This is a genomic window from Prevotella sp. 20925_1_30, from assembly GCF_041433025.1.
Classification (GTDB): Bacteria; Bacteroidota; Bacteroidia; order Bacteroidales; family Bacteroidaceae; genus Prevotella; species Prevotella vespertina.
The window spans coordinates 61,809-73,717 of record NZ_JAPWAR010000003.1 but is presented as its reverse complement, the minus strand read 5'-3'; the positions used below and the strand labels follow the sequence as shown (position 1 = coordinate 73,717).

The following is an 11,909-nucleotide window of genomic DNA, read 5'->3' as shown; positions in this document are numbered from 1 at the left end:
CCTTTCACTCCTTTTCTTAGGGAATAGACAGCCGTAATACTAAGGGCAGATGATCGCTGAAGCCGTTGTTATAACGCATCCCATTATAATGGCGGCGAGGCTTTACGCCGCCGTACTTCATATCTTCTTCTAGAAGGAAAGGAGCATCATTGACATAGCATGAAAGCACATAAGGACGGAGGTTCTCACTTATGAGAATATGATCCAAACTACCCCATTCTCCATGATAACGATAGGTGCCTTCTGCACCATTCTTACCCTTTGCTTGTGCCGAGACATTCAACAAACCGCATTCGTACAAAGCCTTTAATGAAGGACTATCAGCATAGTCATTGAAGTCGCCCATCACGATTATCTTTGCATGAACTTGGTATTTCTGAATAGAATCAACCACATTACTAACTTGCTTTATCACGTGCTTTCGGAAAGGTCTTGAGTATATCTCTCCACCTGTTCTACTCGGTGCATGAAGCAATAGAACATGTAAGGTATCACCATTAGCAATAACCCCTTCCACATGGAGTATGTCACGTGTTGGTCGCATATCTGCTATCAAGCTAACCCTGATAGTATCGGCTTTCAACAAGCGGAAAGAGAAGGGAGAATAGAGCAAAGCCACGTCTATACCACGCGTATCAAGCGATGATGTCATAACGTATTCATAGCGTGCATTGCGCAATAAAGAGCGTTTCGTAAGATCAAAAAGCACGCTGTCATTCTCCACTTCACATAATCCCACAAGGTCAGGTAATTGCCATCCCCTGCTATCTTCACCGCAGGAAATGATGGTCTGCCCCGTCCTATTCAACTTCTCCCAATACTTTGTTCGAGTCCAATGACGTGGTGAAGTGGGTAAGAACTCATAATCATTCTTCAACGTATCATGCCGTGCATCAAAGAGATTCTCAGCATTTAGCTCCACAATAGTCAATCGGTTTTGTGCGACTGAGTATAGGGACATGAGACTCAGAAGAAAGGTTAACAATAAGCGTGTCATAGATGATATTTTTAGGAAGAGAGAGGCTTAAGATTGCGTCACAATAGCCAACTGCTGTCGTACACTCTCCTCATGGATAAGCTCGAAGATATGTGCTGCAAACTTTGGATTCATACCACATAATCCTGCTTGTGTACCGCGTTTCTCGAGTATCTCATTATATCTCCTCGTCTGTAAGATAGTCATGTTATGTTCCTTCTTAAAGGTTCCGATCTCCCTACATAAGCGGAAACGCTTCGCAAGGAGTTCCATCAATGAGTTGTCTAACTCATCTATCTGCGCACGTAACGAACGGATATCTTCAGTTGTGAAGGTGTCATCACGTATCACAAGTAACGACAGAATATAATCCAGAATATCAGGAGTTACCTGCTGTTTAGCGTCACTCCATGCCTCTTTCGGGTTGCAATGGCTCTCTACGATGAGTCCATCAAAGCCTAAATCCATTGCTTGCTGACAGAGAGGAGCAATCAAGTCACGGCGTCCACCAATATGACTAGGGTCACAAATAATGGGTAATCCAGGAATACGACGGCGCAATTCAATAGGGATTTGCCACATCGGTAGGTTGCGATATATCTTCTTGTCATAGCTAGAGAAGCCTCTATGGATTACACCCAGACGCTTTATCCCTGCTTGATTCAACCGTTGTAAGCCACCAATCCATAGTTCTAAATCAGGATTGACAGGGTTCTTCACTAATACTGGTATTTGAAGTCCTTGCATCGAATCTGCCAATGCCTGCATTGCAAAAGGATTAGCCGATGTACGTGCGCCAACCCATAGTACGTCCATATCATACCGCATTGCTAACTCGACATGATCGGGGGTCGCCACCTCTGTAGATATCATCATCCCAGTCTCTTCCTTGACTTCTTTCAACCATGGTAAGGCTTTCTCTCCATTTCCTTCAAATCCTCCTGGCTTGGTACGTGGCTTCCATACGCCTGCACGAAAGATGTGACATCCTTTATCTGCCAGCATACGTGCCGTACTCATGACCTGCTCTTCGGTTTCGGCGGAGCAGGGTCCTGCTATGACGATAGGGCGTTTCTTATCACAAGGAAGGCATAAGGGTTCTAATTCTAACTCCATAATCCTGTATCTTTTGCTATCTCTTTGCTCTTTCCTGACATTCTTTTATCTTATAAACTCGCATAGGCTGTAGAAGATAAAAGCAACGGAAAGAAACAGAAGACTTCTTCTTTAATTCTAAAATAGTTGTATTTGGATACGAAAGTATAACATTTATTTCTACCACACAAGCATTTCTAAAGTTTTTTACTAACTTTGCAATATACAGAAAGGATACATTATGAAGCAGATACATGCACTAATAACAATGGTTTTATTGAGCCTTGTTATGAACATAAATGCACAGGAAGCAAGACTTGTCAAGCTCACTAACAGCAATGGTATGGAGGCTATTGTGAGTAATTACGGAGCGCGGCTTGTTTCGTTGACAGCCCATAACTGGAACGGACGATTGGAGCCTGTGGTCAAAGGGTACAATCAGCTGGAAGACTACAAGCAATACTCTACATTAGGAGCAACGCTTATCTACATCGGTAAGGATCATACAGAAACGCTCTCATCAAAGGTTTGGGAGGTTGTTAGCTCGGATAACCAATCGGTCTCCCTACGCTATATTACGACTGAGGGAGAGAACAATCTCAATGGTAAACTGAATGCAACTGTTACCTATACTCTATCCGACCAGAATGCACTCGACATTGATTATCGTATCACGACGACTGCTCCAACAACATTGCAAGTAACCAATGGAATTTGTTTCAATCTATCTGGTGACATGCACCGATCTATCCTTAAACAACATCTGTGGATAGATACGCACTATACAAATAAGTTGGATAAGGAGCAATTCCCCACTAATGAACTACAGAAAACACGCCTTACTCCATTCGACTTTACCCAACCAAGAGAGATTGGAGAGCGAATAAAAGCAACAGTAAATGGCTATTATCATGCTTTCCAACTGCGACATCCTGACAATATGCAAAAGCCAGCCGCTATCCTGTTCGATGCACAAAGTGGGCGTGCAATGACCATCTACTCTAGCGAACCTACCTTACTCATCAATACGCATGGGGCACAAAGTAGCGGCATAACACTACAACCCTTGCATGCTGGATACAATAGTGGTATGGAGAAAGTAGACAATAGCTTACAGCCAGGACAGGTTTTCCATGGTGCAACCGTATTTCTCTTTACAACAGATCCACCGCTCATCATGAAAACTAAGTAGTACCAACAACTTGAAAAAACACTAATAACTTTTAAAATACTTGGCTGTTGATAGACGATTATTTATATTTGCAAGCAAATGAAGAAATATGCTTTCATAATAACAGCCATCTTGTGCCTGCCATTGCAGGCGCAAACAATAGCGGGGCAGCACAACGTTGATACATCGGTTGTGAAGCCTATTGAGTCATCGCGCCTGAAAGGACCAAGGGAAGCAACTGAGGCTGAGAAGGAATATGCTAGGCGTATGGCAGAGGATCGTGAACAGCAATCTCAAATAGACAATAACCTCCCTGTCATAACAGAAAGCGGTCAGACTGTTACTCCCAATAGTTTCTATTACCCCGAGTGGGGCTATGGCTTAGGTCCATGGAGACTGCATAAAGGATTGAACATAAACCTTAGTGCATCGGCATTTGCCAACCTTGGACATGGATATAACCATGGCGCAGGATTCTCGCAAGATGTGTCATTGATGTATGTAACCAACCTTTCAAAGAAGGCGACCCTAGCTGTTGGTGGCTATGTAAACCATCTGACTTATCAAGGAAACAACTACTTCGTTGGCGGAGTCAATGCTGTTCTCGGCTATCAATTCGATGAGCATTGGAGTGCTTACGCCTTTGTTCAGAAGGCATTCACCTCTAATAACGTCGGAAATGCTTTCGGTTACGCAGGTTATGGGTACCCTGCTTGGGGCGGATATGGCATGTTGGGCTATAGTCCCTTTGGTTACGGTTATGGTGCAATGGGCTTCGGTTATGGCGCAATGGCTAGTCGATTCATGGATAGAATTGGTGGTGGCGTAACCTATCAATGGGGTTCTCACAATCAAAACGCTATTTCTATCAACGTAGAATTCGATCATGTTCCATCACAGCAGACGAACTTCTACAACACAAACAGATTCGATTACCCTGTGAGATAGGGCTTTTCTCCTATCATCTAGGTACGTTTCACCCACGCAAATAAGCATCAATAGGACTTATCATCAGCTATTAATAAGCTATGGTAAGTCCTATTTCTATGTTATGCAACACTCTTTTTCATTAGAAGATACTTTACAAACGGAATTATCGAAATAGCTTTTAAAAAAGAAGAAACATACCTTTAAACAGGTTCGTATATTGCTTTTTCATAAAACGGAGGTACGTTTTTAGTAAAACGGAGGTACGTTTTTAATGAAACGGAGGTACGTTTTTGGTGAAACGGAGGTACGTTTTTGGCGAAACGGAGGTACGTTTTCACCTAAAATCAGGTATTTTTCAGGGTAAAAGCTAAAATCTTATAAGAGATTGATAGGTATATTTTTCATAACAAACTGGTTATCAACAAATTAAAGAAGGGCACAATACCTTTGCTATAAATCGCATATTTGGATACAACGTTAGGTCTTAATGGAAATAACGCAATTAGGAGTATCCAAATTAGCAATAATCTATTACAAAAGTATTATGCCCTTCTTTCTATTCTTACTCACCTATTTCATCCAACGCAGGCGAAGGCTATTCAAAACGACACTAACGCTTGAGAATGCCATTAGGGCACTTGCCCAAGAAGGTGTAATCTGCCAGTTAATGCCGAAGACATATAATAGTCCAGCCGCCAAAGGAATACAAACAAGGTTATAGATGAACGCCCAGAAAAGGTTCTCCCATATCATTCTAACGGTGTTCTTACTTAGTCGGATTGCCTCTGGAAGGGTAGCTAAATCATCGCCCATGAGCGTCACTTGCGCTACATCCATTGCAACATCTGTACCCTTGGCAATCGCTATACTGACATCTGCCAACGCCAACGCTTGGGTATCATTAATGCCATCTCCTACCATCGCAACGCGCTTTCCTTCAGACTGCAAACGCTTAACAAGGTTCTCTTTGTCCTGCGGTAAAGCCTTACTAAAGTAGTGCTTTATACCCACTTTATCAGCCCAATAGTGTGCAGCCTCATCCTTGTCACCACTCATCATATAAACCTCTATCCCACTCTTCTGCAATTCCTCCATCGCCTCACGAGCATTGGGCTTCAGTTGTTCCCGCTTCTCGAAAGGAAGATTGTCAGCCTTGGTGAAATCTACTTCCTTATTAGGTATCGTCAACGTTCCCGTCTTATCGGTTACAAGTGCATCCACCTTACGTAAGCTCTCCAATGCTGCTGCATCCTTGATGAGTATCTGCTTTTGTGCTGCCTTACCAATTCCTACCATCAAGGCAGTCGGTGTCGCCAATCCCATGGCACATGGGCAAGCGATGACCAAAACGGCTACGGCAGAGATAATCGCTTGTGGTAAGTAAGCCTCGCCACCTATCAGCCACCATAGAAGAAAGGTTAGCAAGGCTATGAGCGTAACGACTGGAACAAACACTAAAGCAGCCTTATCGATAATGCGTTGCACGGGTGCTTTAGAACCTTGCGCCTCTTGCACCATCCGAATAATATGCGCTAATGCCGTGTTCTCACCTATCTCATTTGCCTTCATGCGGAATACTCCTTGACTAGGAATAGTGCCTGCTAACACCTTTGAACCCTTCTTCTTCTCGGCAGGAGTAGGCTCGCCTGTGATCATACTCTCATCAACATAGGCGGCATCGGGGGTCATAAAGCTCTCAGCAGAGATAACTTCTCCATCGACAGGAACCTTCTCGCCAGGGTGAACCTCTAGAATATCTCCTACTTCAATAGTCGATATTGGCACTTCTTCTATTCGGTCACCATCAACAATATGTGCCGTCTTTGGAGCCATACCCATCATGTGTCTAATAGAGGAGGCAGTGCCGTCCTTTGCCTTTTCTTCTAACATTCGTCCTGTCAAGACAAAGGTAATGATCATTACAGCCGCATCATAGTATGTATGCCAAACGAGACCTCGGCTCGCCCATACAGCATCCCCCCAGAAGGTGTTGAAAGCACTGAATAGGAATGATATTGCCGTGGATAAGGTTACGAGCGTATCCATGTTTGCAGTGCCATGAAGGAGTTGTTTCCATGCTGAAACATAGAACTGTCGACCGCAATAAACAATGTTTGCTAAGGCAATCAATAGAGAAACTTGATTAGCAATGGTGCGTGAATGGAGGTCAATCCATCCCATCGAAACGCTCATTACGGCAATGGAGAATATCCAAGAAAGGATGGTTTTCCGACGTAATAACGTGTATTCGCGCTTCTCAATCTCCTCAACTGAAGTCTCTTTATCAATGACTAAGTCATAACCAATCCCATTGATTGCAGCTTTCATCTGCTCCAGTGAGATGGTTTCGGGGTCATAATCGACCAAAGCAGAACGACCAGGCAATGATACCGATGCGGTATTAATGCCGTTAAGCTCGTTCAGTTTCTTCTCTACATTGGCAGAACATGCAGAACATGCCATGCCGATAACAGGAATTGTTTGCTTCATACTTATCTCCTTATAGGCTCAACTCATAGCGCCCACTATTGTCTACTGCCTCCTTGAGTTGTGCTGGAGTAACAACAGACTCATCATATTCAACATTTACATTGGCTTTCTCTAGATTAGCTTCTGCACTCTTTACACCATTTAAAGACTTTAGCGCATTCTCAACGTTAGCCTTACAATGTACACACTTCATACCACTTACTGCAAAAATATCACTCTTCATAACTTTGTTTTATTATATTAGTTGTTTGCAAGAAGACTTTCTCCTTGTCGCTTGCAAAGGTACACTTATATTAAGGAAAGCGTGTTACAGAATTATGGATAAAGGTTATAACATTCCTACAAAATGCTCCCTTTCATATTATTTCACGCTTATCATACTTCTTTCTAAATGCAATGACTTACTTTTGCAATACGTTATTATAAAGGTATTAGGTGATGAATAGAAAACACGCAAAGCTCATTGCTGCAATGACGGAATATGACAAAGGGGATGCAAGACGTATCCATCATTTCTTAAAGGTACATAACTTAGCTGCTACCATTGGTACGCTAGAAGGATTGGAGGCTGAGACACAAGATATACTAGAGTCTGCTGCTATTCTTCATGACATTGGGATTCATGTCAGCGAACGCAAGTATGGTTCTAACAATGGTAAGTATCAAGAGATTGAAGGACCTCAAGAGGCTCGTAATCTAATGGTGCGTTTGGGTGGATTCACTGATCAAGAGATGGATAGAATATGCTTCCTTATTGGGCATCATCATACTTATAACCACATCGAAGGATTAGACTATCAGATTCTTGTAGAGGCGGACTTCCTTGTTAACTTGTATGAGGATAATTGCTCTCAACACGCCATTAATGCTACCTGCAAGAATATTTTTAAGACGCAAGCAGGTATTAGCTTATTGAGAGATATGTATGACAAGGATGCTTACCAGAAGCCAGAATAAGATATTAAAGTTGGTCTAGAGGCATACGAGTATTCGTCTTCATCCCTCGGAATTGAGATGGAGTCATTCCCGTAACTGCCTTAAACTGACTGGAGAGATAGGCTACCGAAGAATAATTCATACGCTGCGCTATCTGTGTAAGAGTAAGTTCGTCATAACGAATTAGTTCTTTCACACGCTCGATACGAAGCTCTATATAATAACGTTCGATGGTCTTTCCTTCTACTTCCGAGAAGAGTTTAGAAAGCGAACTATAGTCTTGATGGAGTTGAGAGACGAGATAATCACTCAGAGTTGTTGCTGACTGGTTATCTTGATAATGTACCAGTTTTATCAAAGAGGACTTTATGAGGTCTATTGTCTGCTGTCTTCTATCTCCGAGAAGTTCAAAACCTAAATCTTTTAAAGCTGTTCGAAGTACTAAGAGTTGTGTTTCCGTCAATTCTTCCTCGACAATAGCTTCACCCAAATCAACCTTTATTGGATGTAGATTCTGATGTTGTAAGGTCTGCTCTACAGCCATCTTACAACGATCACAAACCATGTTCTTTATATAAATCTTACTCATTCTGCGACCCTCCTAACCACTGCTTCCTTATTAAACTCCTTGAAGGTATAAACAACAATAGGCACTGATAATGTGAAAGAGAAGACATCGCTAACCGCTTGACACATCTCAACGCCTAGTAAACCAAAGTGAGCTGGGAGAATGAAGATGAGTGGGATAAAGAATAAACCTTGTCTTGCAGCTGCAAGCACATTAGCTCGTAAAGGCTTACGACAGGTTTGTGCCATCATATTACTTGCTAAGATAAAGGCATTGAGAGGGAAGGTACAGAGCTGCCAGCGCAATGCAACCACTCCTATCTCAATTACTTTAGGATCGTCACGGAACACTCCTATAAGGGAATCACTCACTATCCAGCCTCCAATAGCAAGTAGAATGAGGAAACTAGTGCCAAGAATTACCGTAAAGTGATAAGCTTTCTTCAATCGAGTATAGAGTCCCGCCCCATAGCAAAAGCCACAAACTGGCTGGAAGCCTTGCCCTAATCCAATCACAACAGCAAATGACAACATAGCAATTCTACCGACAATACTCATCGCAGCAATAGCCGAGTCACCATAAACACCAGCTGCAAGATTGAGGGACATAGTGGCTATGCACGCCAGACCTTGACGCATTAATGATGGACTACCACCATAGAATATCTCTTTATAAGCCGCCCATGAGGGTGAAAAGTGCCGAAAGTGAATGGCAATATTCTCCCCTCTTCGAGTCATAAAGAATAAGATTACAAATGAAACAAACTGTCCTATCACAGTCGCAAGGGCTGCTCCACTAACTCCCATACCGCATGTAAAGATAAGTAAAGGGTCTAAGGCAACATTCAAGATAGCACCTGTTACAATGCCATACATAGCGAAGTTCGCATTACCTTGCAATCGCATCTGATTGTTCAGCGTAAGAGATGAGGTCAAGAAAGGTGCTCCCAAGAGGATAAGACGCATATAACTCTCTGTGTAAGGGAGGATGGTTGGTGTACTACCCAGCATTAATGAGAGTGGAGTAAGGAATATCTCACCCAGAACAAGGATAACTAGTCCAAAGAAGAAAGAGCTAAAGAAACCCGTTGATGCCATCTTTATAGCATTTTCATGACGCTTTGCTCCCAGCTCACGAGATATGTAATTACCTGAACCATGCCCAAAGAAGAACCCCATCGCCTGGACAAAGAACATCATAGAAAACGACACCCCGACAGCTGCAGTGGCTTGTGTATCGATCTTGCCAACGAAGAATGTGTCTGCAATGTTGTACAGCCCGGTCACAAGCATAGATATAATTGTGGGTACAGCCATCGTTAGTATGACACGATGTATCGGGCCTTGCGTCAAGAAAGTGTAGTTATCTGTATGTCCGTGCATAATCTTATCACCTTTTAAATATCAGTGCAAAGGTACGAAATTAATGAAAACTAAGTTCTTCTCTACACCATTTATAAATGGTAATAATAGATAAAAAAGAAGGAGAAACAACCTCTTCTGCATTATCAAGCCAACTGAATAGACTGCTAGAAGAGGGTGTTTATCCTTCTATATAAGTTCTTCGAAGATTCTAAAAGAACGTACCTTTAATGGTGCTCAAGCAATATCTGTAAGATACGTTCAGCCGATCTACCGTCCCATCTATCAGGTATTCCACTCTTCTTCCACGTTCCTACGACCATATCCGATAGTGCCGAACGAAGCAACTCAGCGTCTTCTCCAACAAGAACATTACTTCCGACCTTCACAGTCTCTATGTGTTCAGTGTAACTGTTGAGTGTTATACAAGGAATACTATTGAATGTTGCCTCCTCAGCAACGTTCCCCGAGTCGGTCACAATGCCCAGTGCATGAGCAGTAAGATAGGCAAACTCTAAGTAACCAAGCGGTTTAACGATATGCAGATTATGCAAGTTTATATTCTTCTTTAGGCTTAGAGACATGATAACCTGTACTGCAGAGTCACGCAAAGGAGCAATGATTGGTAAATCGCCAGCAGTCTCGCTCAAGACACGGAGCATCTTCTCCAGATTGTCCTGATCAGCAAGTAAGGCCTTACGATTCAATGTAAAGACAAGATAATTACCTTCTTTTATAGGTAAACCTGCCAACGCATCAATATCCGAGAGGCTCATCCCCTCAATGCGCTCACGATTATAACGGATATTGTCAATAAGGATGTTGCCCACCATATATACCTTTGAGAGTTCAGCCCCTTCCTTGTTTGCAATACTATTATTGCTGAATCCAGCCGTAAAGAGGATGTCTGATAGTCCATCAATGACCAATCTATTGATCTCCTTAGGCATTGTTATGTCGAAAGAACGTGTCCCCGCAGCAATATGCGCAAGTGTGATTGCTTGCTTCTTAGTGACTATTGCGGCTGCCATTGTCGATGCCAAGTCATCAACAACGATAACTACATCACTGCTATTAGCCTGTAAGTACTGTTCAAACTTTGACATTACCTGCCCCGTGAGTTCGTTAAGATTCTCACACTCAACACCGAGGTAAGCATCTGGACGATGGATTGACAACTCCTCAAAGAGCTTATCTTCTAACGTCGGGTCATCCTCGCTACCAGCATATACAAGTGAATAGCCCACCTTATGAGCATTATCACTTTCTGATAACTTATTTATTACTCTAATAATAGGTGCCACCTTTATAAAGTTAGGACGTGCACCACAAAAAATACAAAGATTTATGTCCTGTGTTGTCATTATCTATTATCCCTTAAACATATCCTTAATACCACCGATAGAACCCATAAGATTTGATGCCTCAAATGGTAAGTAAACAGTCTTTTGGTTGTTATTATGAGCGAGATCGGTAAGCATTTGGATGTATTTCTGTGCAATGAGATAGTTGGCAGGGTTAGTACTTTGCCCCACAGCATCAGTTATCTTCTGAATAGCTATCGCCTCTGCTTCTGCCTTACGAATGCGTGCTTGTGCTTGACCTTCAGCTATTAAGATTTGCTGTTGTTTATCAGCTTCAGCACGATTGATGGCAGCTTGCTTCTCACCCTCCGACTGAAGAATAGCCGACTGCTTCTGTCCTTCACTCGTAAGGATGGTTGCACGCTTGTTACGTTCAGCCTGCATCTGCTTCTCCATAGCCTGAGAAACACTTGCAGGAGGCGTTATATCTTGTAGTTCTACACGATTCACCTTGATTCCCCACTTGTTTGTTGCATCATCAAGAACCGATCTTAGCTTCGTATTTATCGTATCTCGAGAGGTAAGCGTTTGGTCAAGTTCCATCTCACCAATGATGTTTCGGAGTGTTGTCTGCGTCAGTTTCTCAATGGCGTTAGGTAAGTTATTGATTTCATAAACCGCTTTAAACGGATCAACAATCTGAAAGTAGAGCAGCGCATTAATCTGCATTTGGATGTTATCTTTGGTTATCACGTTCTGACGATCAAAGTCATACACCTGCTCGCGTAGGTCAATTGAACTGGTATAAGCGTATCGGCCAGCTCTCATCACTACTATATCCTTAGCATGATCGATGAAAGGTATGATGATGTTAATGCCCGGTCGGAGTGTAGCATGGTACTTTCCCAATCGTTCAATAATCTTAGTTTCACTCTGAGATATGATGACTATTGACATCTTGGCAAAGATAATTACCAAGATAATAGCCGCAACAAACACACAAGCAATAATATTCATAAGCATAAGTTTTAGGTTCTCTCACCCACTGTTTCATAATGAGAACTACTCTAAAAAGGCA

General features: G+C 42.5%; 11 protein-coding genes. 3 read left to right on the top strand and 8 right to left on the bottom strand.

Translation table 11 applies throughout. From position 1 onward, the window contains the following. Positions 1 to 16 precede the first annotated feature (16 nt). Entirely contained in the window at positions 17 to 997 is a 981-nt protein-coding gene (locus tag O3603_RS02280; protein WP_371520147.1) for an endonuclease/exonuclease/phosphatase family protein, read from the bottom strand. 27 nt (positions 998 to 1,024) lie between these two features. Continuing rightward, positions 1,025 to 2,092, bottom strand: coding sequence for a bifunctional 3-deoxy-7-phosphoheptulonate synthase/chorismate mutase type II (locus tag O3603_RS02275; RefSeq protein ID WP_273539789.1), 1,068 nt, complete (start codon positions 2,090 to 2,092; stop codon positions 1,025 to 1,027). 220 nt (positions 2,093 to 2,312) lie between these two features. On the opposite strand from O3603_RS02275, the gene O3603_RS02270 reads away from it, so the two are divergent. Then, positions 2,313 to 3,263: an aldose epimerase gene (locus O3603_RS02270; RefSeq protein WP_371520144.1), complete on the top strand. Its 951-nt coding sequence runs from the start codon at positions 2,313 to 2,315 to the stop codon at positions 3,261 to 3,263. A 78-nt stretch (positions 3,264 to 3,341) separates the two neighbouring features. Beyond that, positions 3,342 to 4,190 carry a hypothetical protein gene (locus tag O3603_RS02265; protein ID WP_004382621.1) on the top strand — a complete coding sequence of 283 codons (849 nt, stop codon included), beginning with the start codon at positions 3,342 to 3,344 and terminating at the stop codon, positions 4,188 to 4,190. A 552-nt stretch (positions 4,191 to 4,742) separates the two neighbouring features. Here the strand turns inward: O3603_RS02265 and O3603_RS02260 are convergent. Both O3603_RS02260 and O3603_RS02255 read right to left on the bottom strand, forming a co-directional pair. Then, positions 4,743 to 6,662, bottom strand: a complete 1,920-nt coding sequence (locus tag O3603_RS02260; protein ID WP_371520141.1) for a heavy metal translocating P-type ATPase — start codon at positions 6,660 to 6,662, stop codon at positions 4,743 to 4,745. Positions 6,663 to 6,672: 10 nt separating this feature from the next. Continuing rightward, complete coding sequence (locus O3603_RS02255) at positions 6,673 to 6,885, bottom strand: cation transporter (RefSeq protein WP_004382618.1); 213 nt, start codon at positions 6,883 to 6,885, stop codon at positions 6,673 to 6,675. Between the two features lie 215 nt (positions 6,886 to 7,100). On the opposite strand from O3603_RS02255, the gene O3603_RS02250 reads away from it, so the two are divergent. Then, on the top strand, positions 7,101 to 7,619 hold the full coding sequence (locus O3603_RS02250) for an HD domain-containing protein (protein ID WP_371520138.1): 519 nt from the start codon (positions 7,101 to 7,103) through the stop codon (positions 7,617 to 7,619). A gap of 4 nt (positions 7,620 to 7,623) precedes the next feature. Here O3603_RS02250 and O3603_RS02245 read toward each other — a convergent pair whose 3' ends face one another. From O3603_RS02245 to O3603_RS02230, 4 genes are all read right to left on the bottom strand, one after another. Continuing rightward, entirely contained in the window at positions 7,624 to 8,187 is a 564-nt protein-coding gene (locus O3603_RS02245; protein WP_371520135.1) for a helix-turn-helix domain-containing protein, read from the bottom strand. Beyond that, positions 8,184 to 9,548, bottom strand: coding sequence for an MATE family efflux transporter (locus tag O3603_RS02240; RefSeq protein WP_371520132.1), 1,365 nt, complete (start codon positions 9,546 to 9,548; stop codon positions 8,184 to 8,186). Before O3603_RS02240 ends, O3603_RS02245 begins: the two co-directional genes overlap by 4 nt. A 206-nt stretch (positions 9,549 to 9,754) precedes the next feature. Further along, positions 9,755 to 10,891: a UDP-N-acetyl glucosamine 2-epimerase gene (locus O3603_RS02235; protein WP_371520129.1), complete on the bottom strand. Its 1,137-nt coding sequence runs from the start codon at positions 10,889 to 10,891 to the stop codon at positions 9,755 to 9,757. 6 nt (positions 10,892 to 10,897) lie between these two features. Beyond that, positions 10,898 to 11,854, bottom strand: coding sequence for an SPFH domain-containing protein (locus O3603_RS02230; protein ID WP_371520126.1), 957 nt, complete (start codon positions 11,852 to 11,854; stop codon positions 10,898 to 10,900). Positions 11,855 to 11,909: the final 55 nt, after the last annotated feature.

Bases quoted from the DNA above. Each gene is read 5' to 3' on its own strand.
- O3603_RS02280 (WP_371520147.1), bottom strand. From the start codon at position 997: ATGACACGCTTATTGTTAACCTTTCTTCTGAGTCTCATGTCCCTATAC.
- O3603_RS02275 (WP_273539789.1), bottom strand. From the start codon at position 2,092: ATGGAGTTAGAATTAGAACCCTTATGCCTTCCTTGTGATAAGAAACGC.
- O3603_RS02270 (WP_371520144.1), top strand. From the start codon at position 2,313: ATGAAGCAGATACATGCACTAATAACAATGGTTTTATTGAGCCTTGTT.
- O3603_RS02265 (WP_004382621.1), top strand. From the start codon at position 3,342: ATGAAGAAATATGCTTTCATAATAACAGCCATCTTGTGCCTGCCATTG.
- O3603_RS02260 (WP_371520141.1), bottom strand. From the start codon at position 6,662: ATGAAGCAAACAATTCCTGTTATCGGCATGGCATGTTCTGCATGTTCT.
- O3603_RS02255 (WP_004382618.1), bottom strand. From the start codon at position 6,885: ATGAAGAGTGATATTTTTGCAGTAAGTGGTATGAAGTGTGTACATTGT.
- O3603_RS02250 (WP_371520138.1), top strand. From the start codon at position 7,101: ATGAATAGAAAACACGCAAAGCTCATTGCTGCAATGACGGAATATGAC.
- O3603_RS02245 (WP_371520135.1), bottom strand. From the start codon at position 8,187: ATGAGTAAGATTTATATAAAGAACATGGTTTGTGATCGTTGTAAGATG.
- O3603_RS02240 (WP_371520132.1), bottom strand. From the start codon at position 9,548: ATGCACGGACATACAGATAACTACACTTTCTTGACGCAAGGCCCGATA.
- O3603_RS02235 (WP_371520129.1), bottom strand. From the start codon at position 10,891: ATGACAACACAGGACATAAATCTTTGTATTTTTTGTGGTGCACGTCCT.
- O3603_RS02230 (WP_371520126.1), bottom strand. From the start codon at position 11,854: ATGCTTATGAATATTATTGCTTGTGTGTTTGTTGCGGCTATTATCTTG.